This is a genomic window from Natrinema limicola JCM 13563 (genome assembly GCF_000337475.1).
Taxonomy (GTDB): Archaea; Halobacteriota; Halobacteria; order Halobacteriales; family Natrialbaceae; genus Natrinema; species Natrinema limicola.
In genome coordinates this window covers 25,217-51,698 of sequence record NZ_AOIT01000033.1, presented here as the reverse complement: position 1 = coordinate 51,698, position 26,482 = coordinate 25,217, and the positions used below count along the sequence as shown (strand labels likewise).

At 60.3% G+C, this 26,482-nt stretch carries 26 protein-coding genes and 1 pseudogene; 15 read left to right on the top strand and 12 right to left on the bottom strand.

What is annotated here, in order from left to right; all coding sequences use genetic code 11:
- Positions 1-163: 163 nt before the first annotated feature.
- The 4 genes and pseudogenes from C476_RS08140 to C476_RS08125 all read right to left on the bottom strand — a co-directional run bounded on the left by C476_RS08140 (position 164) and on the right by C476_RS08125 (position 4,245).
- Positions 164-1,157: pseudogene (locus C476_RS08140) on the bottom strand (transposase).
- Between the two features lie 376 nt (positions 1,158-1,533).
- Positions 1,534-2,412: an amidohydrolase family protein gene (locus C476_RS08135; protein WP_008011751.1), complete on the bottom strand. Its 879-nt coding sequence runs from the start codon at positions 2,410-2,412 to the stop codon at positions 1,534-1,536.
- 376 nt (positions 2,413-2,788) lie between these two features.
- The gene (locus tag C476_RS08130) at positions 2,789-3,547 is read right to left on the bottom strand and encodes an enoyl-CoA hydratase/isomerase family protein (RefSeq protein WP_008011749.1); all 759 of its coding nucleotides are present in this window, start codon (positions 3,545-3,547) and stop codon (positions 2,789-2,791) included.
- 29 nt (positions 3,548-3,576) lie between these two features.
- Positions 3,577-4,245 carry a helix-turn-helix domain-containing protein gene (locus tag C476_RS08125; RefSeq protein ID WP_049911665.1) on the bottom strand — a complete coding sequence of 223 codons (669 nt, stop codon included), beginning with the start codon at positions 4,243-4,245 and terminating at the stop codon, positions 3,577-3,579.
- A gap of 89 nt (positions 4,246-4,334) precedes the next feature.
- On the opposite strand from C476_RS08125, the gene paaA reads away from it, so the two are divergent.
- Genes paaA through paaE form a run of 5 tightly spaced genes read left to right on the top strand, consistent with a single transcriptional unit; the run spans position 4,335 to position 7,083 of the window.
- Positions 4,335-5,279 carry a 1,2-phenylacetyl-CoA epoxidase subunit PaaA gene (gene paaA / locus C476_RS08120; protein WP_008011746.1) on the top strand — a complete coding sequence of 315 codons (945 nt, stop codon included), beginning with the start codon at positions 4,335-4,337 and terminating at the stop codon, positions 5,277-5,279.
- Positions 5,280-5,281: 2 nt separating this feature from the next.
- Positions 5,282-5,596: a 1,2-phenylacetyl-CoA epoxidase subunit PaaB gene (paaB, locus tag C476_RS08115; protein WP_049911664.1), complete on the top strand. Its 315-nt coding sequence runs from the start codon at positions 5,282-5,284 to the stop codon at positions 5,594-5,596.
- Positions 5,596-6,468 (top strand): 1,2-phenylacetyl-CoA epoxidase subunit PaaC, encoded by an 873-nt coding sequence (gene paaC / locus C476_RS08110; protein WP_008011742.1) that lies wholly within the window; start codon positions 5,596-5,598, stop codon positions 6,466-6,468. The genes paaB and paaC overlap by 1 nt, the downstream gene beginning before the upstream one ends.
- Positions 6,461-6,913 (top strand): 1,2-phenylacetyl-CoA epoxidase subunit PaaD, encoded by a 453-nt coding sequence (gene paaD, locus C476_RS08105; protein ID WP_008011740.1) that lies wholly within the window; start codon positions 6,461-6,463, stop codon positions 6,911-6,913. Before paaC ends, paaD begins: the two co-directional genes overlap by 8 nt.
- A 2-nt stretch (positions 6,914-6,915) precedes the next feature.
- The gene (paaE, locus tag C476_RS18930; RefSeq protein WP_008011738.1) at positions 6,916-7,083 is read left to right on the top strand and encodes a 1,2-phenylacetyl-CoA epoxidase subunit PaaE; all 168 of its coding nucleotides are present in this window, start codon (positions 6,916-6,918) and stop codon (positions 7,081-7,083) included.
- Between the two features lie 487 nt (positions 7,084-7,570).
- Here paaE and C476_RS08100 read toward each other — a convergent pair whose 3' ends face one another.
- Together C476_RS08100 and C476_RS08095 are read right to left on the bottom strand one after the other, a co-directional pair.
- Positions 7,571-9,022, bottom strand: a complete 1,452-nt coding sequence (locus tag C476_RS08100) for an aldehyde dehydrogenase family protein (RefSeq protein WP_008011736.1) — start codon at positions 9,020-9,022, stop codon at positions 7,571-7,573.
- A 456-nt stretch (positions 9,023-9,478) separates the two neighbouring features.
- Positions 9,479-9,940: a MaoC family dehydratase gene (locus tag C476_RS08095; RefSeq protein WP_008011733.1), complete on the bottom strand. Its 462-nt coding sequence runs from the start codon at positions 9,938-9,940 to the stop codon at positions 9,479-9,481.
- Positions 9,941-10,064: 124 nt separating this feature from the next.
- Between C476_RS08095 and paaI the strand changes: the two genes are divergently transcribed.
- The gene (gene paaI, locus C476_RS08090; protein WP_008011732.1) at positions 10,065-10,460 is read left to right on the top strand and encodes a hydroxyphenylacetyl-CoA thioesterase PaaI; all 396 of its coding nucleotides are present in this window, start codon (positions 10,065-10,067) and stop codon (positions 10,458-10,460) included.
- 8 nt (positions 10,461-10,468) lie between these two features.
- Here paaI and paaK read toward each other — a convergent pair whose 3' ends face one another.
- On the bottom strand, positions 10,469-11,758 hold the full coding sequence (gene paaK, locus C476_RS08085; protein WP_008011730.1) for a phenylacetate--CoA ligase PaaK: 1,290 nt from the start codon (positions 11,756-11,758) through the stop codon (positions 10,469-10,471).
- A 158-nt stretch (positions 11,759-11,916) separates the two neighbouring features.
- Positions 11,917-13,374 (bottom strand): IS66 family transposase, encoded by a 1,458-nt coding sequence (gene tnpC, locus C476_RS17775; RefSeq protein WP_008011728.1) that lies wholly within the window; start codon positions 13,372-13,374, stop codon positions 11,917-11,919.
- A gap of 147 nt (positions 13,375-13,521) precedes the next feature.
- Between tnpC and C476_RS08075 the strand changes: the two genes are divergently transcribed.
- Positions 13,522-14,694, top strand: a complete 1,173-nt coding sequence (locus C476_RS08075) for a thiolase domain-containing protein (protein WP_008011727.1) — start codon at positions 13,522-13,524, stop codon at positions 14,692-14,694.
- Positions 14,691-16,127: a zinc ribbon domain-containing protein gene (locus C476_RS08070; protein ID WP_008011725.1), complete on the top strand. Its 1,437-nt coding sequence runs from the start codon at positions 14,691-14,693 to the stop codon at positions 16,125-16,127. Before C476_RS08075 ends, C476_RS08070 begins: the two co-directional genes overlap by 4 nt.
- 5 nt (positions 16,128-16,132) lie before the next feature.
- On the opposite strand, the gene C476_RS08065 is transcribed toward C476_RS08070, so the two are convergent.
- On the bottom strand, positions 16,133-17,269 hold the full coding sequence (locus C476_RS08065) for a thiolase family protein (protein WP_008011723.1): 1,137 nt from the start codon (positions 17,267-17,269) through the stop codon (positions 16,133-16,135).
- 441 nt (positions 17,270-17,710) lie between these two features.
- On the opposite strand from C476_RS08065, the gene C476_RS08060 reads away from it, so the two are divergent.
- The 4 genes from C476_RS08060 to C476_RS08045 all read left to right on the top strand — a co-directional run bounded on the left by C476_RS08060 (position 17,711) and on the right by C476_RS08045 (position 20,563).
- Positions 17,711-18,409 (top strand): AzlC family ABC transporter permease, encoded by a 699-nt coding sequence (locus C476_RS08060; RefSeq protein WP_008011721.1) that lies wholly within the window; start codon positions 17,711-17,713, stop codon positions 18,407-18,409.
- Positions 18,406-18,753 (top strand): AzlD domain-containing protein, encoded by a 348-nt coding sequence (locus tag C476_RS08055; protein WP_008011719.1) that lies wholly within the window; start codon positions 18,406-18,408, stop codon positions 18,751-18,753. The genes C476_RS08060 and C476_RS08055 overlap by 4 nt, the downstream gene beginning before the upstream one ends.
- Positions 18,754-18,869: 116 nt before the next feature.
- Positions 18,870-19,754 carry a 3-hydroxyacyl-CoA dehydrogenase family protein gene (locus C476_RS08050; RefSeq protein WP_008011717.1) on the top strand — a complete coding sequence of 295 codons (885 nt, stop codon included), beginning with the start codon at positions 18,870-18,872 and terminating at the stop codon, positions 19,752-19,754.
- Positions 19,754-20,563 carry an enoyl-CoA hydratase/isomerase family protein gene (locus tag C476_RS08045; RefSeq protein WP_008011714.1) on the top strand — a complete coding sequence of 270 codons (810 nt, stop codon included), beginning with the start codon at positions 19,754-19,756 and terminating at the stop codon, positions 20,561-20,563. The genes C476_RS08050 and C476_RS08045 overlap by 1 nt, the downstream gene beginning before the upstream one ends.
- Positions 20,564-21,421: 858 nt before the next feature.
- Here C476_RS08045 and C476_RS08040 read toward each other — a convergent pair.
- Entirely contained in the window at positions 21,422-22,192 is a 771-nt protein-coding gene (locus C476_RS08040) for an IclR family transcriptional regulator (RefSeq protein WP_008011712.1), read from the bottom strand.
- A 155-nt stretch (positions 22,193-22,347) separates the two neighbouring features.
- On the opposite strand from C476_RS08040, the gene C476_RS08035 reads away from it, so the two are divergent.
- Positions 22,348-22,674 carry an EthD family reductase gene (locus tag C476_RS08035; RefSeq protein ID WP_049911662.1) on the top strand — a complete coding sequence of 109 codons (327 nt, stop codon included), beginning with the start codon at positions 22,348-22,350 and terminating at the stop codon, positions 22,672-22,674.
- A complete protein-coding gene (locus C476_RS08030) occupies positions 22,667-24,370 on the top strand; it encodes a thiamine pyrophosphate-binding protein (RefSeq protein ID WP_008011707.1) in 1,704 nt (567 codons plus the stop codon). Before C476_RS08035 ends, C476_RS08030 begins: the two co-directional genes overlap by 8 nt.
- Positions 24,371-24,377: 7 nt before the next feature.
- Here C476_RS08030 and C476_RS08025 read toward each other — a convergent pair whose 3' ends face one another.
- Positions 24,378-24,773, bottom strand: a complete 396-nt coding sequence (locus C476_RS08025) for a RidA family protein (protein ID WP_008011706.1) — start codon at positions 24,771-24,773, stop codon at positions 24,378-24,380.
- A gap of 107 nt (positions 24,774-24,880) precedes the next feature.
- On the opposite strand from C476_RS08025, the gene C476_RS08020 reads away from it, so the two are divergent.
- Positions 24,881-25,843, top strand: coding sequence for an NAD-dependent epimerase/dehydratase family protein (locus tag C476_RS08020; RefSeq protein ID WP_008011705.1), 963 nt, complete (start codon positions 24,881-24,883; stop codon positions 25,841-25,843).
- Positions 25,844-25,942: 99 nt separating this feature from the next.
- On the opposite strand, the gene C476_RS08015 is transcribed toward C476_RS08020, so the two are convergent.
- A complete protein-coding gene (locus C476_RS08015; RefSeq protein ID WP_008011704.1) occupies positions 25,943-26,407 on the bottom strand; it encodes a VOC family protein in 465 nt (154 codons plus the stop codon).
- Between the last annotated feature and the right edge of the window lie 75 nt (positions 26,408-26,482).

Genomic DNA, 26,482 nt, shown 5'->3' with positions numbered 1-26,482 from the left:
AATTATGAAGGTCTGGTGAAGCGGCATTGGTTGCCCAATTATATTATTTTGAAAGCTATTCGACGGTCACTACAGCCAAATACAGAATACCGGATTCAATCAAACTTAATGTCGTGTGATCAGGTATTGATTGGCTTTCAGTGAGGGCGTCATAGAAGTCTTCTCACACCGAGATCACGGTACTTCCTGGATTGTCTCCACGTTCATAATTGGTGATCGCAACGACGAGACGGAGACATAGAGCAAGAAACACCTGCGCTCGTGCATGGACGCGGCCCCGGGCTCGAACGTGCCCGAGGCCGCAGTCCTTGACTGCACTGTTGGTTCGTTCGACTCCCGTACGGCGGTTGTACGTCTCGTCTAACGTCGACTGCTTCAGCTGAACATCCTTACTGTGCTCGGTGATGCGGTCTTCGACCCTGAACTCGATGTCTTTCGGGTCGTCAGTGTTTCCTGCGTTGTACGGAGCGACTAGTACGACCCCTGCGGTCAGCAGGTGGTCGTGCCAGTCAAGCGTGTCGTAGGCACTATCACCGACCATCCAGATCGGCTGTTCGACGGCGATGCGCGTCACGCGTGACGCGCATCGCCGTCTCTTCTGGTGCTTGTTTGCTCTCGGTGAATTCCGCGGCGATAGGGATCTTTTGTCCGGTCGAGACAATCGTACAGCCGTAGCCGTAGTAGTAGTCTTCGGCGGTTGGATCGTAGCATTTCGACGCATCTTGATCGGCTGGCATCGTTCTCACGTCAGTCGAATCGATGCAGTAGGTCAAGTCGAGCAGGCCGCCCGCCGCGGCCTGCTCGACGAGGTGGTCGAAGATTTCGTCAACGACGTGTTCGAGCTCGGTGAGAAAGCGATCGACCGCATCTCTCGACGGCGGTCGATCGAAGCCACAACTGAGCCAGACAACTGTATTCTGAAGCTCTCGTTCAACGGGGCGGATGCCGTAGATGTCTTTGTAGTAGCAATGGAGGAAACCACGCATCATCTCTGATAGCTCATGATCTCGTGTTCGCCTCGTCTCCGCCGGGGCGAACACGTCGAACTCTTCGAGAAACTCGAAAGAGAGGTGCTCAAACAACGCTAGCGTCTCTGTCTCTACGACATTGAAGAACGTCTCTACCGAAGAATGCTCTTGCAGGATCGCTGGGCTCATCCACCACAGCGTTCACCCTGCTCTTTGGTGTGCCACTCGTTCTATGACACCCTCTTTCAGTGGTTACTATAGTTGAGACGTACAACCGGATAGGAATTAAACGAGTCAACGAAGTGGTCAGAGACTATAGACTTGGGCGTGGACGTTATTTAAGCTGCGTCCATGTGCGAACGAAGATTTTCTTCAAGTTATGTCGTCGCATCATTATTTCTATCCGCAACTACGAACGAAAAATGCGATCACACGGTGAAAAAGGTTCTGTGACAATTCTTCTAGAGATTACAATCTATTAATCAAAAAGAAGGTTTTATCTTTTATAATTTTATTTTTTATAAATTAAGATATTTTAACTAATTGTAAATATGGCTAAGACGGACTATGAGAGGCCAAGGAACTCTTCAGCGTTCTCGTAGAGAATCTTTCGCTGGACCGACTCATCGAAGTCGGTATGTTTTTCGAAGGATTTGAGCCAGTCTTCAGGATGGATCATCGGATAGTCAGTTCCAAACATCACCTTGTCCTGTAGGACGGACCCTGCATAGTGGAGGACCTGATCATCGATGTATTTCGGGATCCATCCGGAGAGATCCATGTAGACGTTGCCCTTCTGCTGACAGACGGCAAGTTGTTCTTTCTCCCAAGGGAAGGCAGGATGTGCAAGCAGAATCTGGAGGTCGGGATGTTCGGCGGCCACCCTGTCAACGAGCATCGGATCACCGTACTCAATCCGCAAACCACGACCGCCGGGACTACCGGCCCCGAGCGTCGAGTTACCACCGTGGAAGATTACTGGCACACCAAGATCTTCAATAGTATTCCAAAGATGCGCGTGACGATCTGCGGAGGGATCGAATCCCTGTGCGATCTGTTGGAACTTGAATCCATCGAGGTCAAGATCCTCTACACACCGAATTGCCTCCTGAACACAGTCATCTTTCAGTGGATCAACGCTCCCGAACCCAACGAAGAAATCGGGATACTCATCGCGAATCTCAGCTACGTAGTCGTTCGGAACCGGTGGACTCCCGGTGTTGGTCTCGGCGTCCCATCCCAGTAGAATGGATCGACCGATGCCCATCTCTTCGTACTCCTCGAGCATCGCCTCGTAATCCCACGTCTCCAAGTCAGTTCCAAACTTGTTTGCGGCGTCTTCCATCATCTCACCGCCTGCATCGTGCAGGAACTCGCTCGTGGGCTGGTGGGCGTGCGTGTCAATGAGCCGCTGGCTGTCGATGCCAGGCAAGTCAATCTCCATAGTTGGGCTGTTTCGCTCAATAATCAAAACCTTATGGATTGTCTGCGTCTGGAACGATAGTCTATTCTTTGCCGTACTGATCTGTCCCATGGCCGAATTCAGCGAGAATGATGCTCTCATGGTCACCGCCATGGAACAGCACAGGCGAGTAGCCATCAGTTAGCCTCGGCGAGTCCATCAACATGCGTAGAAATAAGTTCGAGCGAGTGCGTGTCAACTCCCAAGAGTGTGGAACGCGCAACACCCATCGTACGCTTGAAGTCGTGAGCGGACGGGCCCGGGAGTGTCATTGAAATCGTCGCGCCTGGACACCAGACGGGGTGTTAGTCATGATCGAATTCTACAACCACGTTCACGACGTCGGCGTCAGCTTCCACTAGAACTCCGGAGTCCGATCATTGAGAAAAGCATCGACGCCCTCGGCATGGGCGTCCGTGTCGTAGGCGAGCGTCTGGAAGTGAGCCTCACGCTCGAGTCCTTCTTGCAGCGACGCGCCCAGATTACCGTGAATCGCACGTTTGGCTAGACCGATGGATTCCGTCGGTTGCTCAGCGAGCGTCTCGAGGAGGTTGTCGACCCGGTCGTCGAGCTGATCGTCCGGGACCGCTTCGTTGACGATGTCGAGATCGGCCGCCTCCGTGGCCGAGAGGAGCTTCCCAGTGAACGCGAGTTCCTTCGTCTTTCGGAGCCCGATGAGTCGCGGGAGAATCGCGGTGCCGCCGAGGTCGGGAACCAGACCGACGTTGATGAAGGAGGCCCCGAAACGAGCGGACTCGGCGGCATAAGCGAAATCCGCAACCGCAGTGAGTGCCATGCCAGCGCCGACGGCATCGCCGTTGACCTTCGCGACGACCGGGACGGGTGCTGTCAGTACTGCTTCGGCGACGCGTCCAAGCGTCGTGCGAACGCGTTCGTACGCCTCCGGTGCTGATTCGTCTCGCTCAGCCATCGCCTCGATGTCACCCCCGGCGCTGAAGGCGTCGCCATCGCCAGTGATGACGACGGCGTCGTGGTCGCTTGAGTCGAGATTAATCAGCGCGTCCGCGAGGTCGTGGGCGACCGCTGCGGTCATAGCGTTGTATACATCAGGCCGGTCGAAAGTGATCTGTCGGATGGATCCGTCGTCGATTCGCATATGCCAGTAATTCTCGGACCCGATAATAATTAAGTGTCGTTGCCGGCCTGCTGGTCAACGTCGGAGAACAGTTCCGAAAACAGAGCCTCCTGTGCCCGACGAAGCCGTTCGAGGAAAGCCGTCTTGCTGATCCCGAGTGCATCCGCGACTTCGCCCGCAGTCGTTTGTCGGGGGACCTGAAAGTATCCCATCTGCAGTGCATACCGGAGACTCTCTTCCTGCGCGGGGGTGATATCCCACTGCTTGTCGACTGCGTCGTCATTCTCGGGCCGCATCGAGTACACCCGCTGGAGTTGTATCCCAACGGTCTGTCCTGCCGTTTCCAACACGTCTTTTAGGATATCGTTCCCGACGACTGTCCCCGTCAGAATCGCATTCCCGTTCTGATAGGTCAGTGACTCGACCATGAAGCCGGTACTGATGAGTTCGTGGACAACACAGCGATGAAGTGACAGACAGCGGTAATTATACCGTCCGTCCGTCTTCGCCTGATAGAGATAGCGAACGCGGTCGTCGTTGTCGAGTTCCGCCGTTAGTTCCTCCCCACACGAGGAACTGAACCGGAGCAACACGTTTCCGTCATCGCGCAATAGTGGCGGGGCGGCATCGACGGTTTCCTCGAGGTGCCTCGTCGCATCCGCGAGCGGGCAGTCATCACCTTTGATCCGGAATTCCGTCATCAGACATTCTTCTATCATACGTATCATTTCAGGACCCTAAGCATATAAACCCCGTATATAGACTGCACAATTAGTAAGCGCGAACCGGCCGTAGTACATGATGAACAATGAACGTTGAAGAAACCAAGGCACGTGCGAGTCCACGGGAGTTCAGCCCCAAGGACGACCTGCCGGAGGAGTACCGGAAGGCGGCGACGCGAATGCTCGAATTCCATGCGAACAGTGAGATCATGGGTGCGTACTTGGAGCGCCCGTTCATCCGCAAGGCACCGAGCCTAGAGCGGAAGATGGCCTTCAGCGCCAAGGTGCAAGACGAGATCGGTCACGGGCAGTTGCTCTACCGGGCCGCCGAGTCGCTCGGTGTCAAGACCCGGGACGAGATGCTCGACGATCTGGCCGAGGGTAAGGGCAAGTTCCTCAACTGCTTCCACTACCCGCTCGAATCGTGGGTCGAGACGCCGATGATCGCGTTCTTCGTCGACGGCGCAGCGATGCGCCGGCAGGCGACGCTCAAGAAGTCCAGCTGGGAACCATACGCCCACGCGATGGATAAGATCTGTTTCGAGGAAGGCTTCCACGTCAAACACGGCGAGAGCATCCTTGGCGAATTGATGAACGGCTCGAAGAAAGAACAGGAGATGACTCAGGAGGCCTTCGATAAATGGTGGCCACGCATCCTGCAGTTCTTCGGTCCGACCGACGACCAGTCGTCTCACCACGACTTCGCCGCGGATGTCGGCCTGAAGGTCATGACCAACGACGAACTTCGGAACGCGTTCCTCAACACGTACCTCCCCAAGGCCAAGAAGTACGGCCTGGAGATTCCGGACGAGCCACGGATCCGCGAGAACGACGACGGCACGTACGACGTCGTCGAGGACGACCTCGACTGGGACGAGTTCTTCACCATCGCGAAAAACGACTACGAGCCCGGCGTCGGCCAGATCGAAGGCCGCAAGCACGCACAGGACGCAGTCGAATGGGTCCGCAACGCCCTCGACGAACAGGAAGTGCTCGCAGCGGGCGGTCAATCACCACAGGCGGCTGACTAACAATGATTTGGGAAGTGTTCCGGCAGAACCAGGCGGGTGACTATCACACCCACTGTGGCAACGTTCACGCACCAGACCGTGAGATGGCATTGCTGTTCGCGGAGGTCCAGCACGGCCGACGCAAGCCGACCAACAGCCTCTGGGTCGTTCCCCAAGAGGAGATCGGCGAGGTCGACACCGAGGACGCGAAGTTCGGCGGGACAACCAACAAGTCCTATCGCTTCGCCCGGACGTACAACGTTGAGCCGGCGGCCGAGGAGGTCGAAGCCTCCGAGAAAGAACTCACCGAGGCAGAGCGCAAGCGGGGTGAGGCATAATGGCGGCCGCTGACGACGCCACGTTTGCCTCCACCGACGACCTCGACGAGGCCGAACAGGAAGCCGTGCAGGACCTGCTCTTCCGACTCGCCGACGACGAGCTCGTCCTGGCCGAGCGCTACACCGAGTGGCAGGTCCGCGCCCCAACCCTCGAGTCGGACATCTCGATGGCCAACATCGCACAGGACGAACTGGGCCACGCCCGCCTCTGGTACGAGGTGCTCAAGGGCTTCGGCTACGACGAGACGGATCTGATCTGGGAGCGCGACGCCGACGACTTCCGTCACAGCACGCTCGTCGAACAGCCCTTCGCGGAGGGTGACTGGGCCGACGCGATCGTTCGCGCGTACCTGTACGACGTGGCCGAAGACATCCAGCTGCACGCGCTCAAGAACTCGACGTTCGAACCCATCCGTGACCGCGTCGGCAAGGTGCTCGGCGAGGAGGATTACCACCTCGAGTACGCCACGAACTGGCTCGAGCGGCTGGCGGCCGACGACGAGGGACGCGAGAACGTCCAGGACGCCGTCGACCGGCTGTATCCCTACGCGCTGACGCTCTTCGAGCCGACCGACGAGGAGGTCGAAGCCACGATCGTCGAGCGTGGCCTGCGCGGCGAGGACCTCGTGGAACTCCGCGACACGTGGCACGACCGCGTCAGCGACTTCCTCGAATCGATCGGCATCGAGGTGCCGGGACTGGACCTCCCCGACCAGTACGACGTGCACATTTCGCCGGACGAACTCCCCGAGCACCTCGGGCGGGACGGCGACCACACCGACCACTGGGAATCGCTCCTTGACGAGATGACGGAAGCCTACGACGAACTCGGTCGCGACTACGCCACCCACATCATGGACGACGATGAGTAGCGAGTACGAGCGCCCAGAGCGTGACGACGACGCGACGGCTTGCGCCTATACGAGCTACGACAACGACGAGGACGTCGAGTACGACGAGAAAGAATCCGTCGACGGCGAGGTGCCGGCCACCGGACGGGGAGCCGAAGGCGTCGAACGCCGCGTCTGGCAGGCCCTCTACGAGGTCGAGGACCCGGAGATGCCGATCTCCATCGTGGATCTGGGCCTCATCTACGGCGTCTCCGTCGAGGGCGGCGTCGCTGCGGTCGACATGACGCTGACCTACACCGGGTGTCCCGCTCGCGACATGCTGATCAACGAGGTCAAACAGTCCGTGAGTGCCGTCGAGGGCATCGACACGGCGGAGATTGCCGTGGTCTGGTCGCCCGGCTGGACCGTCGACATGGTCACCGAACAGGGCAAAGAATCGCTCCGCGAATTCGGACTCAGTGTCTAACCATGCGCAACCTTGACCCCAGCGTCGATACGTCCGGGAAGCACGAACAGGCCGAGTGTCCCTACTGTGGTTCGGCGAACACCGAACGCGACCACCCGAAAGGGCCGTCGCTGTGCCGGTCGATGCACTACTGCAACGACTGCGATCAGCCCTTCGAGAAGTTCGCGTAGCCCACGCACACTTGACTCCTCGACTGGCAGTGCCGTTTCGATCATAGCAGTCGTGTAGCGACCGTGCCGTTTCCGCGGTCGTTTCCGGTCCACTCGATCCGGACTTCCATTCATTCCGTTCTCAGAGAGTGTCACATTGTAAGTCTATTCGGTGAACTCCTCAATATGCTAGTGTATCCCAGACACGATCATTTCTGACAGCTCGTTACTGTGCTCGAGTCATCACAGGCAACTCCAATATTCATCGTGGCAACTCCGTCCGAAGACAGGTGTGATACGGTGTCTCGTCACTGTGTACCGGTGCACCCGCAGGCCGGTCGCGGATGTACCGGCACTGACTGACAGGAGACCGTCTGAGCCGCCCCGAAACGGGAGCGGTCAAGAAGGGGTCGAAAACAGGCGCGCTCGGCATGTCACAGGACCGCACTGTTCCGACGAGTAGACAGGTCGCTACGTCGTCACTCTCGATCGACCGATCGGTTCGTCGTCACTCGAGGTTGACGTGAACGTTCTTGACTTCGGTGTAGGCGTCGATCGCTTCCTCTCCTTGTGCACGTCCGTGACCGCTCTGCTTGGTGCCGCCAAAGGGCGTCTGTGGCCAGGTGTTGGGCGTGTCGTTGACCATGACCATGCCGTACTCGAGTTTGTCGGCCATGGTGTGTGCGCGGCTGAGATCGTTCGTCCAGACGCAAGACGTCAGCCCGTACGGCGAGTCGTTGGCGACCTGGAGGGCCTCGTCCTCGTCTTCGACTTCGATGATCGACAGGACGGGGCCGAAGATCTCCTCACGGGCGATGGTCATGTCGTTGGTCACGTCCGCGAAGACGGTCGGTTCGACGAAGTGACCGGCGTCCTTGTCCTCGGGAACGCCACCGCCGGCGACGACGGTTGCACCTTCCGCTTTGCCGGTCTCGATGTAGTCGAGGATCTCCTGTTGCTGGCCCTCGCTGACGACCGGCCCCATCTGGCCGTCGTCGTCGATTCCGCTGCCGAGCGTGATGTTCTCGGCGATGTCGGCCATCCGATCGATCATCTCGTCGGCGACGTCCTCGTGGACGACCAGCCGCGAGTTGGCCCAGCACATCTGACCGGCGTTCATGAAGATGCCATACTGGACACCCCGGGCGGCCGCACCGAGGTCGGCGTCGGGGAAGACGACAGCCGGACCCTTCCCGCCGAGCTCGAGCGTCACGTCCGTGACGCTGTCGGCGGCGTCCTTCTGGATCGTCTGGCCGACGCCGGTGCTACCAGTGAACGTGACGTGGTCGACATCGTCATGACTGGCCAGTGCGCTGCCCGCGCCGCTCCCGGAGCCGGGAACGACGTTTACGACGCCGTCGGGGAGACCCGCCTGTTCGGCAGCCTTGGCGTAGTAAAGTGCCGATAGCGGTGTCATGCTGGACGGCTTGAGCACGACACTGTTGCCGGTCGCCAGCGCCGGTGCGATGCTTCGGCCCGCGAGCTGGAAGGGGTAGTTCCACGGAGAGACATGGGCGGTAACCCCGACCGGTTCGCGCTTGGTGTAGTTGAGTCGAGAGTCGGATACCGGAATCTGCTCGCCCTGGATCTTGTCGGACCAGCCGGCGTAGTACCGGAAAGTATCGACGACCAGGTCAATCTCGAGGCCCGCCTCAAACGGCGTCTTCCCGTTGTCGTGGGACTCGACCATCGCGATCTCGTCTTTCAACTCCTCGATCGCGTCGGCCATCGCGTGCATATACTGGCCGCGCTCGTCGGGGTCCATCGTTCGCCACTCGGAGCCGTGGTCGACCGCCTCGGCGGCCGCCTGGACGGCTGCGTCGACGTCGTCCGCGTCCCCCTTCTGGACCGTCGCGTACGGCTCTTCGGTCGCTGGGTCTTCGGTTTCGATCGTCTCGCCGCTGCTCGCAGCTGTCCATTCGCCGTTGATATACAGGTCTGTCGGACCGGAGTATTCCATTGCGTTCGATACGAACGGTCCATTCACCTTAACAGTTTATGTCCGTGGTGTCAACAGCGTTTACGGCCCACAGAAACGTAGTGAACGTTCCCGTTCTTCGTTCGAGTCATACCCCTATTCGGACGGCCTGCTATACGAGTTTCCGTGATCAGAAGGGGACTCATGGTCGCGCCGGGACTGACGGATAGGCGTCCGTCCCAGATCAAAGCGAACGACACGCACTGTCCTGCCTCCCCGATCGTTTGCTGACCGTATGATCACGTATCAGTCGCTCCGCTCAAGTTCTGCTGTGACTGTCACGTGACAGGGAGACAGATCCCCTGATACGGGCTGCCGTCACGAGGCCCGGCGCACCCACACGACGGCTCACGGTCGGGCCGGGACTGGCTGATAGCGCCCGCATGACAGTTAGAGCTGTTCCCTTCTGCGAGGCACGTGAGAAACGAAAACCAGGTCTCAGTCCTGTTTCTTGATGAGGAACTTCATGTCGCCCTCGAGAACGGTGGTGCCGTCCTGCTTTTCCATCTCCGTGTCAAGGACGACGAGGCCAGCGTCGTCGCGGCCGACTTCTTTCTTCTCCGTGACCTCCATCTCGAGCTGGAGGGTGTCGCCGATGAAGACTGGGTTGGGCAGATCCATGTAGTTCATGCCCAAGAACGCGAGCGCGGTCCGCTCAACGATACCAGTGCGATAGACGAATCCAGTCGCTTGCACGAACGTCATGGGACCGTGGGCGATACGCTCGCCGAAATCGTCCTGTTCGGCTGCGTACTCCTTGTTGGTGTGCAGTTCAGTCCAGTCACCGCTGAGCGCTGAGTGCATCACGAAGTCCGACTCCGTGACGGTCCGACCGACGCTAATGAATTCTTGCCCTTCTTCGAAGTCTTCGAAGTGATGTGGCTCGTAGCTGTAGGCCATACACCGTATTTCGCAAACCACCATTAAATAATTTTACGTTCGTGGTGATTCACGGCCAAACATATAAATAAAATTATCAACAACCAGTACGTATTTACGTCAGCTTTCTGAATTAGTTTCCTGTATGTCGAACGTATCTGATGAGACACGGTCACGTATCGAATCCGATTCGTACTGCGAGACGCTCGGTATCGACATCGTTGAACTAGAGGCGGGATTCGCTCGCACAGAACTGACGATCACTGAGGATCTGCTCAACTTCCATGGAACTCCACACGGAGCTGCCATCTACTCGCTTGCGGACGCTGCCTTCGCCGCGGCGTCGAACTCCCACGGCGAACCCGCCGTCGGATTGGAGGCGAACATCTCGTATCTGGAAGCCGCCGACACCGGCGAAACGCTCACGGCCACGGCCGAGGAGACGCACGTCTCCGGTCGAACTGCAGAATACGAAATCACAGTAACGGGTGAGGGTGGAAACCGAATTGCGACGTTCCGCGGACGCGTTTATCGTCCCTGAAATCGTCGTTACTCGCGGTGGTCGTAGACGCGCTGGACCTTGCCGACCTCGGTTCGAGCGATGCCGCCGTGGTCGACGAGTTCGAGTTCGTCTGGTGTGAATTGAAGGACGTTCTCCAGGCGTGTCATGATTTGTTTCTGGAGTTCCTTGTCGTCGCCGTCGAACTCCTCGGCTTTTTCGATGGTGAGTTCCATGACATCGAGAGTGCCCTTTTTGTGGAGATCGATGCGATAGTGTGGGGCGACGCCGTCGATCTCGAGGACGACGTGTTCGATCTCGCTCGGGTAGAGGTTGACACCCCGAACGATGAGGAGATCGTCTGCACGACCGGTGACGTTGTCCATGCGGACCATGGTCCGGCCGCACTCACATTTGTCGTAGTTCAGCGTCGTGAGGTCACCCGTCCGGTAGCGTAGCACCGGCAACGCCTCTTTCGTGAGCGTGGTCAACACGAGTTCGCCCTCTTCGCCTTCTTCGACGGGTTCGCCCGTCTGCGGGTCAACGACTTCCGGATAGAAGTGGTCTTCCCAGATGTGCAGGCCGTCCTGAGCCTCGTGGCACTCGTTGGAGACACCTGGACCAATGATCTCCGATAGCCCGTAGATGTCGATGCCGTTCACGTCGAGTCGCTCCTCGATCTCCTCGCGCATCGGTTCGGTACACGGCTCAGCGCCGAAGATAATCGTCGAGATCGGGAGCTCTTGTGGATCGTAACCCATCTCCTCTGCCGTCTCGGCGAGGTACAGCGCGTAGGAGGGCGTACACGAGAATGCGTCGCTCTCGAGGTCGGTCATCAGTTCGACCTGACGCTGTGTTCCGCCACTCCCGATGGGGATGACCGTCGCGCCGAGTTCTTCGACACCGTAGTGGAGGCCAAGGCCACCCGTGAACAGACCGTAGCCGTAGGCGTTCTGGACGGTGTCGCCCGGGTTTACGCCGCCTGCCTTCAGCGACCGGGCAACGACTTCGCTCCAAACATCGAGATCGTCGTCGGAGTAGGAGACGATCTTTGGCTTGCCGGTCGTCCCGGACGACGCATGGAGCCGCGTGATTTCCTCGTCGTCGACGGCGAACAGGCCGTCGGGATACTCATCGCGGAAGTCCTCCTTGGTCGTCATCGGGAGCTTCGCGATGTCTTCGAGACTCTCGATGTCACTCGGTTCAACGCCAGCTTCCTCGAGTTGCTCGCGGTAGAACGGGACGTTTTCGTACGCGTGTTCGACTGTTTCGTGGAGGCGTTCTTCCTGAATTGCACGGAGTTCTTCGCGGTCTTCGCTCTCTACAGGTGCATACACCATACTTCATGCGCCGATTAGAATACTACCATGAAAAATCATTCGGGTATGATCCGTCAGGTTCGAGTGGTAGTTTTTGATCATTTGGATAGGAAATTCGACTTACGAACATAACTGGTAGTTGGATAGCGTGACCAGGATTCACCGGCCAGTGATGCCTCTCATCCTAATCTGAGTTCTTGCCCACCGAGGATGGACTGGAGCTGTTCAGGCGGATCAAGTCCTCGTCGTTTCCATGTGGCTAACATGGTCGTGATCGTCTCGTGAATCTGGACCCCTTCGGCTGAGCGGAGGGTCCGGAACATCTTCCGCAGCACAACTTGCTCGCGCAGAGCGCGCTCTGCGCGATTATTCGTCGAATCGACGTCTGGCTCTGTAACGAACGTCAGCCAGTGCCCTAACCCGTTCCTGATCTTCTCGATCAGCTTCTTGACCTCCTGTGCCTCGTAGTCTTCCCTGATCAGGCCTTCCAGATGTAACGACGCCTCCGCCCGCTTTTGCTCGCGGGCGGAGGCGGACGGTTCCTCCTCGTCGAACGCCGTTAAATCGTCGTGGAGAGCGTGTAACTCCTCAGACAACCTCTCTGCTTCCTCGTACCGTTCAGCAACGTACTCCGCCTCCCGCAACAGATGTGCCCAGCACCGCTGGAGCTTCGTGTGATAGCTCGGATACGCTGACCAACCGTCACAGCTGAGCGTCGAGTCCTCGGCGAAGTCCTCGCCGAGGACGTCCTCTAACACCTGGCTTCCACGACTCTCATCAACCCAGAACAGCACTTCTTCGTCAGTAACGAACGTCCACGCCCAGTGTTGCTCTCCGTCAACAGGAAATCCCGTTTCATCACAGTAGACGACGTCACTTTCCTGAATACGGGCTTTGACATCGTCATACGCGGGTCGCAGCCGGTCTGCGACCCGCTTGGTCAGGTTGTAGATCGTCCGATGAGAGATGGGTGTATCGAGTTCCCAGTCAAACAGCTCCGCCTGTTTACGGTTTGGAAGTCGCTGATGGAACCTACCGAGGGCGGTTTGGGCCATGATATTTGGCCCAAACCGCCCGGTTTCCGGGCAGTCTGGATGTTCAGCAACGACTTCGTTTCCACAGGAACAGCGGTGTTTGCCGAGTTCGTACTCGATGACAGTGGTTGGAATAGGGAGAGGTATGTCGATAATCGTCCGTGAGATGTAGCTATCCGGGTTAGAGAGGATTTGCTCACAGTCTGGGCAATATCCCTGATCGACTCGAATAGTTTCCTCTGGTTCCGGAGGCGGTCGAGTTGTTCCTTCGTGACCTTCGTCACGTCCTGGAGAGGAGCCGCTGGCGGCGTCAGCGTCGCCGCCAGCGTCGTCCCCTTGGTCTTCGTTCTCTTCCTCGTCGCTGTCATCGTTGCCAGGTGATCCAGCCACGCCACCCTGCTTACTGGGAGGTGTGTTTGGGTTTTCGTACCGCTTGAGGCGAGCCTCAAGTTGTTCGATCTGCTGTTGTTTTGCAGTGATCTGACGACGAAGAAGTCGGTTCTCAAGCTCTTTGACGACGAGTTGCTGGCGGAGATGCGTACTGTTCTCGGTGCGGATCGTGGAATCTATCGATTCCAGCGATCCGCTAACCCCCAGCGACACACTTGATTCACCATTGAGAGACCATTCATGAGACTGCTACGAAATCGGTCTGACGGCAAATCGCTATCCAACTACCATAACTGGGAACACAGTGTCTCCACGCGTGGAGGAAAAGCTATTTCTCTACACATCGGCAACTCGAAGCGTATGCGGGATGCCTACGTCATCGGAGCAGGGCAAACACCGTTCGGTACGATGCCCGACGAGAGTTATCGCTCGCTGTTTTCCGCGGCCCTTGAGACGGCCGTCGACAGCGTACCATATGGACTCGAGAGAGACGACATCGACGAAGCCGTTATCGGCTCGCTCGGCGTCGGCGGTCGCCAACTGGGGCTGTCGGGGCCGGCGGCGACCGAACATGCTGGCTTACACGGAATCCCGAGTTCGCGCATCGAGAACGCCTGTGCGGCGTCGGGGTACTCGGTTCGGCAGGCAGTGCAGGCGGTCAAAAGCGGGATGGCCGACGTGGCGCTGGCCGGCGGTGTCGAAATCATGACCGACATGAGCAGCGACGTGACGAAGTACTGGCTCGGCGTCAGCGGCGAGACAGAGTGGGAGCGCCTGACGGGGACGACCTTCGCGGGCGTCTACGCCCAGATGGCCAGTACGTACTTAGACCAATACGAGGCGACGCAGGAACACCTCTCGATGGTTGCGGTCAAAAACCACGAAAACGGCGCAAAAAATCCGAAGGCCCATCTGGGCTTCGAGTGTTCGCTCGACGACGCGGTCGGTGCGCCGACGGTTGCCGACCCGCTGAACCTCTATCACTGCTGTCCGACCTCCGACGGCGCGGCCGCCGTGTTGATCGCGAGCGAGGATGTCGTCGATGAGTATACAGACGATCCGATCCGCGTTGCGGGCGTCGGTGCCGCCAGCGAACGGGTCGGTCTCTTCCAGCGCGACGACTACACGGGAATCGCCTCCTCAAAGAAAGCCGGCGAGCAGGCCTACGACGAAGCGGGTATCACGCCCGACGATGTCGACTTCGCGGAGATCCACGACTGCTTTGCAATCGCGGAACTACTCGCCTACGAAGACCTCGGCTTTTGCGAGCGCGGAGAGGCTCACCAATTGCTCGAGGACGGCGTCACGGAACTGGACGGTGAGCTCCCGGTCAACGCGTCAGGCGGCCTGAAGTCCAAGGGCCACCCTATCGGCGCGACGGGTGCGGGCCAGGTCGCCGAGGCGTTCAAGCAACTGAGTGGCAAGGCCGGTGATCGACAGATCGATGACCCGCAGTACGGCCTGACACACAATGTTGGAGGCAGTGGCGGTGCAGCCGTTGTGCACGTTCTCGAACGGGAGGTGGCACAATGACCGACGTCTCCATCGCAGCGGTCGGTGCCTACGCCCCGCGGCTGCGGATCGACGCCGACGAGATCGCCGACGCTTGGGGCCAGTTCCAGGCGTCCGGTATCGAGCGGAAGGCAGTCCCCGAAGCCGACGAGGACGCGCTGACGATGGCCGTCGAAGCAGCCGAGCGGGCACTCGCTGCCGCCGGCCGGGACGGATCCGCCGTCACACATCTGGCGCTGGGGACGACGACGCCACCGATGGCCGAGGAGGACCTCACCGCGCGGCTGGCGAGCATGCTCGGCGCGCCTGAGGACGTGACCACCCGGACGGTGACAGGCAGTACCCGCGCCAGCGCGCAGGCACTCGACGCCGCTCTCGACGCAGGACCGTGGGGCGACGAGGTCGCACTCGTCATCGCCAGCGACTGTCCGCGCGGCGAACCCGACAGCGAACGCGGGCACGCCGCCGGTGCCGGCGCGGCCGCGTTCGTCCTCGAGGCTGACGGACCCGGAACGATCGTCGACCGTGCTTCCCACGTCGAGCCCTACCCCGGAACGCGGTTCCGGACGACCGGCGACGACGAGACGACCGGACTGGGCGTCACACAGTACGACCGGGACGCGTTTACCACGACACTCGGCGGTGCCACGAGCGACCTCGAGGAACCCCTCGACGTCGACGCGGCAGCAGTCCAGTCACCTGACGGAAAACTGCCGTATCGCGCGACCGATGCGCTGGGCGTCAGCGTCACCGAGATCTCGGCCGCGGAGACAGTGAGCACGCTCGGCGACACCGGTGCAGCGAGCGTGTTCCTCAGTGCCGCGACGGCCTTTGAAGAGGGTGCCGAGCGGCTCCTCATCGCGGCCTACGGAAGCGGTGCGGGCGCAAACGCCTTGCTCATTGACGGGGCCGTCCCCGTCGCCACATCGCTCGAGGGAGATACTGACCTGTCGTATGCCGAGTACCTCCGGCGGCGCGGCGAGATTACCAGCGACGAGCCCGAAGGCGGCGGCGCGTACGTGAGCGTCCCCTCATGGCAGCGGACGATCTCCCAGCGTCACCGACTGGTGGCCGGGCGGTGTCCGAACTGCAACGGCTTGAACTTCCCGCCAGACGGGGCGTGTTACGACTGCAACGAGGTCCCTGACGAATACGAGACCGTCGAACTGTCGGGAACCGGTACTGTCGAGGCGGTGACCCAGATCGAACAGGGCGGTGCCCCACCCGAGTTCGTCGAGCAGCAGTCCAAGAGCGGGGCGTTCGTCAGCGCCGTGGTGGCGTTCGACGGGCCTGATGGCGAGCAAACAGTCAGCGCGCCAACGCAGGTCCTGATCGGCGGCGACGAAGTCGTCGATGTCGGCGACGACGTCGAAACTACGATCCGGCGCATCTACACACAAGAAGACGTCATCCGCTACGGCTTCAAGGCCCAACTCACCGGCGCGAAACGGTAACGATCTTAGGGCCGTTCGAAAATTGTCGCCACACCCTGTCCGAAGCCGACACACATCGTCGCGAGCCCGTATGTGGCGTCCTGTTTTTCCATCTCATGAAGCAGCGTCGTCGAGATCCGTGCACCCGAACAGCCAAGCGGGTGGCCCAGCGCGATCGCCCCGCCATTGACGTTCACTTTCTCGTCAGGTATTCCGAGTTCGCGGACACAGTGGACGCTCTGTGCAGCAAACGCCTCGTTGAGTTCAACGAGGTCAATGTCGTCGATCGTGAGCTCGGCGTCCTCGAGTGCAGCACGCGTCGCAGGGATTGGCCCTTTCCCCATGACGAGCGGATCGACGCCGACGACGGCGCGGGTTTTGACCCGGGCAAGCGGCTCGAGTCCGTGGTCCTCGGCGTAGGACTCGCTCGTGACGAGCAGGCCAGCAGCGCCGTCGGTCAGCGGCGAGGCGTTGCCCGGCGTGACCGACGCCTGGTCGTCGTCGCGGAAGACGGTCGGGAGTTCGCCTAGTTTCTCGAGTGTCGTGTTCGGCCGCGGCGTCTCGTCAGTCTCTACGAGGCCGTCGTCGGTGTCGACGGGGACGATTTCGTCGTCGAATCGGCCACTTTCGACTGCCTCGGTCGCCCGCTCGTGCGATCGGAGGGCGAACTCGTCTTGATCGGTACGGCTCACGTCGTGCCTGCGGGCGATGGTCTCGGCGGTCTGCCCCATCGGCAGTCGGTCGGCGTCGTAGCGCTCCTCGATCGCCGGGTGGAGCCAGTCCGAGAAGGGAACTCGACTCATCTGCTCGACGCCGGCAACGGGATAGACGGCACCGTCACCGGCCTCAATGGCGCGGGCGGCGTCGTTGAGCGTGCTCAGCGAGGAGCCACAGAGGCGCGTGGTGGTCGAGCCAGGAATGGTCTCTGGGAACCCGCCCGCGAGCAACGACTGCCGGGCAAGGTTTCGACCCTGTTCCTCCTCCTGGTTTGCACAGCCGAGCCGGAAGTCCTCCCAGGCTGTTGCTTGGATTCCCGTACGCTCGACGAGCGCGTCAAGGATCGCCGTGACAAGGTCTTCGGGATACAGGCCAGCGAGCGCGCCGTCCTTTTTCGCCTGCGGTGTTCGGACTGCATCGACAATTACAGCATTGGCTTGTGTCATCACGCTGTAGGTCGAACGGTTCGGGGTTTAAGCCTTCGGCTCTCGACTGCGTCGGGATCGGACGACTGGCGGCTCAGACGTGGTACTCGATACCAGCACTTGATCGTGAACGTTCGACATTGTTTTGAGTCAGACATGGAAAGGAAGAGTAGGCAATGTCCATTGCACGGCAGTGACTCGATCATGATCACCACACAGACCTCCGGATGCCTGCGATCGTTCAGCGGAGGACGAGACGGGCATGTCCAGCCCGATCACTGTCGAGATCGCAGTCGCCGGATCGTCTGTGGTGTCGCGTTCCCGCTTCGTCGGGACTTATGTCGATCTCAACATGTTAGCGCCAGATACCGCATCGATGGGTCCGTCATCCCCGTCGATCCAACGATCGTACAGCCCTCGAACAACCCCCCACAACGCCACGGTCACCCAACTAGATACTCCATGAACGAAGATTTTAGCGCGGGAGCGCGCGACTCCATTGGAATCCTGCTTGGGGTCGTCCCGTTCGCGCTCGTCTTCGGGATCGCCGCTGACGGTGCGGGACTGTCGGTTGCCCAGACGACGATGATGTCCGCGGGTATCTTTGCGGGCACCGCACAGCTCGTCACCGTCGAGTTGATCGGTGCGAACGCAGGGCTCACCATCATCGTCATCACTGGAATCGTCGTCAACTTGCGGATGCTCATGTACTCAGCGTCGATCGCGCCACACTTTACCGACTACGGGAAGCGAACGCGGGCGTATCTCGCATACTTCCTCACCGATCACGTCTACGCGATGTCCATCGCCGAGTACGCCGCGGAAGCCCGAAGCCGTGACAAGCGGCTGTACTACCTCGGGCTCGGCGTGAGTATCTGGGTCGTCTGGGTCGCCACGACGATCGTTGGCTTCGTCCTCGGTGCCGGCATTCCGGAGTCGCTGAACCTCATGTTCGCGATTCCGCTAGTCTTCCTCGCGATCCTGGTCCCGGCAATCGAGGATCTCCCGCAGGTCGTATCCGCCCTCGCCAGCGCCATCGTCGCGATCGCCGCGGCGTACGCCGTCGCCGAGTTCGGACTGCCGGCGGGACTCGACCTCCTCATCGCCGCAGCCGTCGGGATCGCCGCCGGCGTGACCACTGAGGAGGCGATGGACCGATGAGCGAGTTCTCCACGCTCGGTATCTGGGTCATTATCCTTGTGATCGCCGTCGCGACCTATCTCATCCGGCTCTCCTTTATCCACTTGTTCGGCCGAATCAACCAGGTTCCGCCGCGTGTCAAGCTCGTTCTCAAGTTCGTCCCTCCGGCGGTGCTCGCAGCACTCGTCGCCCCTGGACTCGTCACGCCGAGTCCAGATGTCGCCGCGATGGTCATAGACGACCGGCTGGCCGCCGGTATCGTCGCCGCCGCGGTGGCGTGGTGGCGCGGGAACATTCTGTTGACGATCGGCGTCGGGATGGCCGCCCTCTGGGTGCTCGAGTTCGGTCCCGCGCTCGTCTTCTGAGACGGAGGTTGTGACGAATTCCCCGGGGCATCCACAGACGGATCGCGGGTGCGCCGGATCGGACTCACACGTATGAAACGGAAACGGCTTTTAGGGACCCACGGTATTGCTTGTGTATGCGAGTCGCAGTACTTGGAGCTGGAACTATGGGGCACGGAATCGCACAAGTAACCGCCATGGCTGGCCACGACGTGATCGTCCGGGACATCGAGACGGAATATGTCGAGAACGGCCTCAAGTCGATCGAGGACAACCTCGAGGGCGGCATCGAACGCGACAAGGTCACCCGCGAGGAGGCCGACGCCGCCCTCGAGCGCCTCTCGGGAACGACGGACCTCGAGGAGGCCGTCGCGGACGCGGATCTCGTCGTCGAAGCCGTTCCCGAGGACTTAGACCTCAAGAAGTCGACGATGGCGGACGTCGAAGAGCTGGTCGACGACGAGACGGTCATCGCGACGAACACCTCCTCGCTGTCGATCACGGAGATCGCGAGCGCGGCGGCGAACGACGGCCGTGTGATCGGACTGCACTTCTTCAATCCTGTCCACATCATGGAACTCGTCGAAATCGTCGTCGCCGAGCAGACCGACGACGAGACCCTCGAGTTCGCCCACGAGTACATTGAGGACATCGATAAGACACCTGTCGAAGTGACCGACGCCCCCGGCTTCGCGTCCTCGCGGCTGGGTGTCGCGCTCGGTGTCGAGGCGATGCGGATGGTCGAGGAAGGCGTCGCCGATCCGCGGGACATCGACACCGCGATGGAACTCGGCTACAACCACCCGATGGGACCGATCGAACTCGGCGATGTCGTTGGGCTCGACGTTCGACTGGACATCCTCGAGTACCTCCGTGAGGAACTCGGCGAGCGATTCAAGCCCCCACAGGTGTTAAAACGGAAAGTCCGAGCCGGCAAACTTGGCAAGAAAAGCGGTGAAGGATTCTATGTCTGGGAGGACGGCGAAATCGTCGGCACGAGCGGCGACTGGGGTGATGACTGATGTCGATCGAAGCGACCGCCGCCGAGTGTGAGACGGTAAACGCCACCGTCGGTGACCGTATCGAGCACGTAGCGACGATCGAACTATGCCGACCAGACGCCCGCAATGCGCTCAACGCACAGTTGCGGTCGGAACTCAAAGACGTTCTCGACGCCGTCGAGGACAGCGACGTGCGCGTCGTCGTCCTGACGGGTGCTGAGGAATCCGGCGCGTTCGTCGCGGGCGCGGACGTGACGGAACTGCGCGAACGGGGTATGCTAGAGCAACGTGAAGCGAGCAAGCGCCCGCGCGTCTACGAGCGCGTCGACGACTGTCCGATCCCGGTCATCGCCCGGATTAACGGCCATGCACTGGGAGGGGGCTGCGAACTCATCCAGGCGTGCGATGTCCGCATTGCCCACGAGGACGCGAAAATCGGTCAACCCGAGATCAACCTCGGTATCATGCCGGGCGGTGGCGGCACCCAGCGCCTCCCGCGACTAGTCGGTGAAGGCCACGCCATGCGGCTCATCCTATCCGGTGAACTCATCGACGCCGAAGAAGCCGCAGACATCGGCCTCGTCGACGAGGTACACGCCGACGAGACGTTCGACGACAGCGTCTACGACCTCGCCGCAGCAATGGCCGAGAAGAGCCCGGTCGCACTCGAGTTCGCGAAAAAGTCCGTCAAAGCCGCCTCGCGGATGGGCTTAGAGGAGGGCATCGAGTACGAGGCTGAACTATTCGCACAACTATTCGCGACCGACGATAAGAACGAGGGCATCGACGCCTTCTTTGAGGATCGCGAGCCCGACTGGCCGAGCAGCTGATCACGATCGTACTCTGTGAACAAGTAGCATAACTGTTCACCCTTATCGAACAATTTTTCATTGTCGAACAGGGCTATCTGCTGCCGCTACCAGCTAAGCGTCGATTTCTCGTTCAATGATGGTTGTTCATCGACAGTGAACGCTCGCACGTCGATGTTCACAGTTCTGGTCACGGAATATTCGATTTAATCGCATGACAGCGAGTGGATTTGCCATCGGCCCGATCCTTGAGAGCCATTGCCAGTCAGTTGGGGCCGGATTTGCGTTCATCATAATTGAATCAGTGGTTTTGGAGCTTCTCGAGACAGATATCGGCCGTGAACCGTGAGACCTTTTCTTGACTTCGGGATATCGACCCGGCGCTCAGCTCTGATCCACCGCGATCATTGGTCGGCATAGCAGAAACGAGCCCATTGTGGTGATGCGTCGTACCACGCTCTTCTACTGATTACAGAACTAGTTCTGTAATGGCAATGAACTCGATTTCTCAAGTCGAGCTGGCAAATTCGCGTATTCGAATAGATCGAATGAATTGAGGTAGTAACAGATTGTTTGTGTCGCCGTAGCCGGCTTTCTAGGGCCGATATTCGCGGGAAACACGGTATCGCTGACTGAGTACCAAAGTACGTTCCGGTACGCCGGAATTTGTGTTCACTGTAAGTGAACAGAATTGGGAACAGAAAAGAAGGAAGCCTGTCCAGCTCCTGTCGGAATATATCATTACTCGTTCGGTAATGTGATACGCGTCCGCGGGCGAACCGGCCGTCTCGTGACCGCTGTTCGGGCGGATAGTTGGGTGAGCGGCGACAGACGCGGCCGGGTCACACCCTCGAGAAGCCGTCTTGCGACGGTCGTCCGTCAGGCGTGTGCGAGGTTAATCGTGATTTCGTTGACTGTCCCGAGCAGTAGCGTCGGGAGTTCTTCCCGGAGGAACGATCCGTCGAGGCGATTCGCAGGCCCCGAGATGCTGATAGCGCCGAGTGCAGTCCCGTTCTCATCTTTTATCGGTGCCCCGATCGCGTGGAGCCCTTCGACGGACTCCTCAATGTTCAGTGCGTACCCACGCTCGCGAATGGCCTCGATCTCGTCCCAGAGCTCGTCCGCGGTCGTTATCGTATGTTGCGTTCGTGCTGGCAATCCGTACGTCTCGACGATCTCGTCGATGCGCTCGTCCGGCAGATACGCCAGTATCGCCTTCCCCGCGGCATGCTGGTGGAGGTAGTTCTGATGTCCCAGGCGAGCGTACGTCCGCACGGAGCGTTTCCCCTGCGCGCCGTAGATATGAACGCTCCGCCCGTGCTCCTCGACGGCACACCAGATCTTCTCGTCGGTCTCGTCGGCGAGAGTATCAACTTTCGATTTCACTTCCCGATAGAACGTGTGCCTGTCTCGAGCGATGACGCCGTAGTCCAAAAACCGAATCCCGAGACGATATTCGTCGTTTTCCTCGATGAGAAAGCTGCTCGCCTCGAGCGTCTTCAGGTGGCGATGGGTAGTGCTCTTGGCACAGCCGAGATGGGCCGTCACCTCGGCGATCGTTGCAGGTCCGTTCTCCTTGAGGTAGTCGATGATGTCGATCGCTCGTTCGACGGTTTCGACGGGCCGGTCGACATCAGGTGGGAGTGACATGTGATACTCAACGAATTAATTTCACTAAAGCCTGTTCAAGCTATTCGAACAAGCTGTCGAACCCGATTGGACATCTCTTCAGCGATTCCCGTGAGCTGGCGCGGGAAGCGGTAACCGTTAAACCAAAGAGTGTGGAATATGAGATAGCTAGTACCATGATTAAGATGGTAGACTTCCTCGTCCGCACGGACGAGTACAGCCACGAGGAGTTCGCCGAGCGCTGGCAGGGCGAGCACGCAGCGATCGCAAAGGATCTGCCGGGCCTCCGGAAGTACACGACGTCTGTCCCGACGAACCCGAATGCCGTCGAGTACGACGGCGTCCTTGAGCTCTACTTCGACGACATGACAGCGCTCAACCAGGCCTTCGAGTCTGAGGTCGGACAGAAGGTCCAAGCCGACGCCGCGGAGTTCATCGACCTCGAGGCAGGGCCGACGCTCGTCGTCGACGAGACTGTGCAACTCGACGAGACCCATGACTGAGACGGGCGAACGGCTCGTCGAAGAGCTCGACGCCCAGGACGTCGAGTATCTGTTCGGGTATCCGGGCGGCCGGGTCATCGAAATCCTCGATTTCATCCCGGAGTCTGATGTGACCATGGTTCGCCCACGTGACGAGCGCGAGGCGAGTATCATGGCGGAGATGTACGGGCGGATGACGGGCAATCCCGGCGTCCTCGCGGGGCAGGGACCGTGGATCGGCAGTCTCGGTGCCATCGGACAAATGGAGGGTAAACTCGCCTCCTCGCCGATGGTCGTCATCACGGAGGCCAGCGAGCGCGGCGACTACTCCACGCTCGCGCCCTACCAGCAGGCCCGGGGCGACTACGGAGGACTAGATCTCCCCTCAGCGCTCGAGGCGTACACCAAGGAACACTGGTTCCCTCGGTCGCCAACGGAAACCATTCGCAGCCTCCAGCTGGCATTCAAACACGCGACGGCTGGCCGCTCCGGCCCCACTGCCGTCATTCTTGACGGTGACGCCGTTTCCGATGAGATGCCCGACGATCCAGTGCCACCTGTCTGGGACGGCCACGACCAGGTACAAAACTGGGAGGCACGTCCCGACGCTGATGACCTCGCGACGGCTGTGGATGAACTGATGGCCGCCGAGCGCCCGGTCATCATCGCCGGCAACGGCGTCCACTCGGCTGGCGCGTACGACGAACTGATGGCAGTCGCCGAGGCCACCGACGCCGTCGTCACTACCTCCTATCTCGGAAAATCCACGTTTCCCGAGATTCACGAGCAGGCCGCGGGCGTCATTGGCTCGTTCGGCCACGAAGGAGCGAATCAAGTTGTCAGCGAGGCTGACGTACTGCTTGTCGTCGGGTCCCGACTCAACCCGATGGACACGAACTGGCAGGCACCCGGTTTCATCCGACCGGACGAACAGACGATCATCCACGCCGACATCGACACCCGCAACGCCGGATGGGTCTACCCTGCTGACGTCGCACTCATCGGCGATGCTACGCAGAGCCTCGCCGACCTCGCGGATGCACTACCCGACGACGTGGTCAACGACTGGGCACGCGACCGGGCGGCCGAGGCACGGGAATCGTTCTCCGATCCGAAGTGTAAGTCGAATGCCTCACCAATCAAGCCCCAGCGCGCGGTCAAAGAGATCGAAGCCGTCGTCGACGCGGACACCATCATCACAGCCGACTCCGGGAACAACCGCTTCTGGCTCCTGAACTACCTGCAGACCCCCGACACGGGGACCTACTACGGCAGCGGCGGCGTCGGGAGCATGGGCTGGGCTACGCCGGCAGCCGTTTCGGCGGCGATCACGACGGACAAGGACGTCATCGGCGTCGCTGGCGACGGCGGCTTCGCCATGACAATGACCAGCGTCGAGACGGCCGTCGAACACGGCGTGGCGCCGACGTTCGTCGTCTTGAACGATACGAGTCTGGGCATGGTCCGGCAGATGCAAGACGACGAGGGCGACATCGCCGGCGTCGAGTTCCACGATACCGACTTCGTCAAGGCTGCTGAAGCGTTCGGGGCCGAGGCGACGCGTGCAGTGACGCCCGACGAACTCGCCGACGCGCTCGAGACCGGGACGAACGCCGATGTCCCGTTCGTCATCGACGCGCGCATTGATCGCGAAGAGGAAATGGTCGAGTCTCTCCAATCGTCGTTCTACGAACAGGTCGGCGGCCTCCACGAATAGTCGGCGGCTACTCGTCGATCGGGACTTCGACCTCGAGTTCGACGAATAACCCGTCCTGTGCGAGTTGCTGTGGACCGAGCAGCGTGAGACACGGGAACGGCGGCTCGCTGAGCACGTCGTTCCACACCTCGAAGAACGCGTCCCGGTTCGCTTGGAGGTCGACGACGTGCGCGGTCACTTTCGTCACGTCGGCCAGCGATCGATCGACGTCCTCGAGGAGCATCTCGACGTTCGCGAATGCTTGGCGTGTCTGTGCTGTGACGTCCTCGCCGGCAAGTTCGAACGACTCGTCCCAGCCGACTTGCCCGGACATGTAGAGTGTGCCGTCCGCGACGATGCCGTGGCTGTAGCCGATGCTCGAGGCGTCGATGAGCCCGTCTGGATCTAACTGTCGCCGTGCCATGACGTGACGTACATCGTGGGTCTCAAAATACCTGGTGGTAGACGTGTCGGCGGGACGGTAGTAATAACAAACTTTTTTGTGTTGCTCCGTCACGTCGTTGGTATACGATGACAGAGTCAACTGTACTCGTCACTGGTGGTACTGGCTTCCTCGGCTCGTACGTCGTCGAGGACTTGGTCGATGCGGGACACGACGTCGTCGCCTACGACCTGTCGACGGACGACCGCATTCTGGACAAACTCGGCGTCGCCGACGACGTGACCATTCGGCGGGGCGACGTCTCGGAGCCGACAGACGTCATCCGCGCAGTCAAAGAGACCGGAACGACACACATCATTCACCTGGCAGCGCTGCTGACCAACACTGCCCGCGACAACCCGCGTGCGGCCCTCGACGTGAACGTCACGGGTACGAACAACGTCCTGGAAGCCGCCCGTACGCTCGACGATCAGGTCGAACGCGTCGCCTGGGCGTCGAGCGCCGCCGTGTACGCGCCGCCGCACAACTACGAGGGCGAGTACGTCGACGAGGACGAACTCGTCTACCCCGACACGCTCTACGGAGCGACCAAAGAGTACAACGAACACCAGGCTCGGGTCTACTACGAGGACTACGACGTCTCCCACGTCGGCCTGCGCCCGACCGTCGCGTACGGCCCCTACCGGGAGACCGGCGGCTCGGCGTTCCTCGCGAACATCGTCGAGAAACCGGCCCTCGAGGAGTCGTTCAGCGTCGAATACGGCGACCAGGTCATCGACTGGCAACACGCCCGCGACATCGCCCAGGCGTTCCGGAAGGCGGCCTTTACCCCCGACGAGGACCTCAGCCAGCGGATCTACAACGTCCGCGGGGAACTCGCTACCATCCGCGAGGCCGCCGATACCGTCCGCGAGATCATCCCGGACGCCGACCTCGACGTCTCCGACGACGGCGAACTCCCGTGGACCCAGAACCTCGACATGACCGCCGCACAGGAGGACCTCGGCTACGAGGTCGAATACGACCTCGAGAACGGGTTCCGCGAGTACATCAACACGCTCCGCGAGGAGAACGGGCTCGAGCCGGTCTGATCGGTTTTTCAGGCTTCTTCTATAGTAACAACTGAAACGATTTACACACCGATCGCACGACGACTGTGCGATCGGGTGTGCATTGACTCTCAGTGGCTACTATAACCGCTGGCCGTCGACGTAGAGCGCGTCGGCCGGCGGGCGGTCCTCGCCGTACCCCTCGTGGTACTCGAACAGCTGGAACAGCGCCCCCGTCGGGTTCGACGGGGGAATGAACGCCTCCGTCCAGTCGTCGTATTCTTCGTACTCGACGACCCGATAGCCGGCGTCCTCGAGCGCCGCGGCGACGGCCGCGATGTCCGCGACCTCGAAGGTGATGTGGTGGAGTCCGGGACCGTGCTCGTCGAGGTACTCGGTCAGGAAAGTGTCGTCGGCCTCGGGTTCGATGAGTTCCAGTCGCGAGGCGTCCATCCCGAAGTCGTACTGGGCCCAGCGGAAGCGGCCCTCGACGGACTCCTCGATGAGCTTCCGACAGCCGAGCGCGAACAGGATCGGTTCGGCGTCGGCGATCGATTCGACGGCGATGCCGGTGTGGTCGACGCGAATCGGCGTCTCGTGGGACATAGCCACCAGTGGTCGCGGCAGGCAGTTATAGGCTCGGGTGGGTACACGCTGCCAGCACAGCGAATCGACCGGTGG

Coding starts and splice junctions, on each gene's coding strand:
- C476_RS08050 (WP_008011717.1), top strand. CDS start 18,870: ATGCGAGTCGCAGTACTTGGAGCTGGAACTATGGGGCACGGAATCGCA.
- C476_RS08095 (WP_008011733.1), bottom strand. CDS start 9,940: ATGGCCTACAGCTACGAGCCACATCACTTCGAAGACTTCGAAGAAGGG.
- C476_RS08040 (WP_008011712.1), bottom strand. CDS start 22,192: ATGTCACTCCCACCTGATGTCGACCGGCCCGTCGAAACCGTCGAACGA.
- C476_RS08075 (WP_008011727.1), top strand. CDS start 13,522: ATGCGGGATGCCTACGTCATCGGAGCAGGGCAAACACCGTTCGGTACG.
- C476_RS08060 (WP_008011721.1), top strand. CDS start 17,711: ATGAACGAAGATTTTAGCGCGGGAGCGCGCGACTCCATTGGAATCCTG.
- paaE (WP_008011738.1), top strand. CDS start 6,916: ATGCGCAACCTTGACCCCAGCGTCGATACGTCCGGGAAGCACGAACAG.
- C476_RS08015 (WP_008011704.1), bottom strand. CDS start 26,407: ATGTCCCACGAGACGCCGATTCGCGTCGACCACACCGGCATCGCCGTC.
- C476_RS08045 (WP_008011714.1), top strand. CDS start 19,754: ATGTCGATCGAAGCGACCGCCGCCGAGTGTGAGACGGTAAACGCCACC.
- C476_RS08065 (WP_008011723.1), bottom strand. CDS start 17,269: ATGACACAAGCCAATGCTGTAATTGTCGATGCAGTCCGAACACCGCAG.
- paaB (WP_049911664.1), top strand. CDS start 5,282: ATGATTTGGGAAGTGTTCCGGCAGAACCAGGCGGGTGACTATCACACC.
- C476_RS08135 (WP_008011751.1), bottom strand. CDS start 2,412: ATGGAGATTGACTTGCCTGGCATCGACAGCCAGCGGCTCATTGACACG.
- paaI (WP_008011732.1), top strand. CDS start 10,065: ATGTCGAACGTATCTGATGAGACACGGTCACGTATCGAATCCGATTCG.
- paaC (WP_008011742.1), top strand. CDS start 5,596: ATGGCGGCCGCTGACGACGCCACGTTTGCCTCCACCGACGACCTCGAC.
- paaA (WP_008011746.1), top strand. CDS start 4,335: ATGAACGTTGAAGAAACCAAGGCACGTGCGAGTCCACGGGAGTTCAGC.
- C476_RS08070 (WP_008011725.1), top strand. CDS start 14,691: ATGACCGACGTCTCCATCGCAGCGGTCGGTGCCTACGCCCCGCGGCTG.
- C476_RS08130 (WP_008011749.1), bottom strand. CDS start 3,547: ATGCGAATCGACGACGGATCCATCCGACAGATCACTTTCGACCGGCCT.
- C476_RS08030 (WP_008011707.1), top strand. CDS start 22,667: ATGACTGAGACGGGCGAACGGCTCGTCGAAGAGCTCGACGCCCAGGAC.
- paaD (WP_008011740.1), top strand. CDS start 6,461: ATGAGTAGCGAGTACGAGCGCCCAGAGCGTGACGACGACGCGACGGCT.
- C476_RS08100 (WP_008011736.1), bottom strand. CDS start 9,022: ATGGAATACTCCGGTCCGACAGACCTGTATATCAACGGCGAATGGACA.
- C476_RS08025 (WP_008011706.1), bottom strand. CDS start 24,773: ATGGCACGGCGACAGTTAGATCCAGACGGGCTCATCGACGCCTCGAGC.
- C476_RS08125 (WP_049911665.1), bottom strand. CDS start 4,245: ATGATAGAAGAATGTCTGATGACGGAATTCCGGATCAAAGGTGATGAC.
- C476_RS08020 (WP_008011705.1), top strand. CDS start 24,881: ATGACAGAGTCAACTGTACTCGTCACTGGTGGTACTGGCTTCCTCGGC.
- paaK (WP_008011730.1), bottom strand. CDS start 11,758: ATGGTGTATGCACCTGTAGAGAGCGAAGACCGCGAAGAACTCCGTGCA.
- C476_RS08035 (WP_049911662.1), top strand. CDS start 22,348: ATGATTAAGATGGTAGACTTCCTCGTCCGCACGGACGAGTACAGCCAC.
- C476_RS08055 (WP_008011719.1), top strand. CDS start 18,406: ATGAGCGAGTTCTCCACGCTCGGTATCTGGGTCATTATCCTTGTGATC.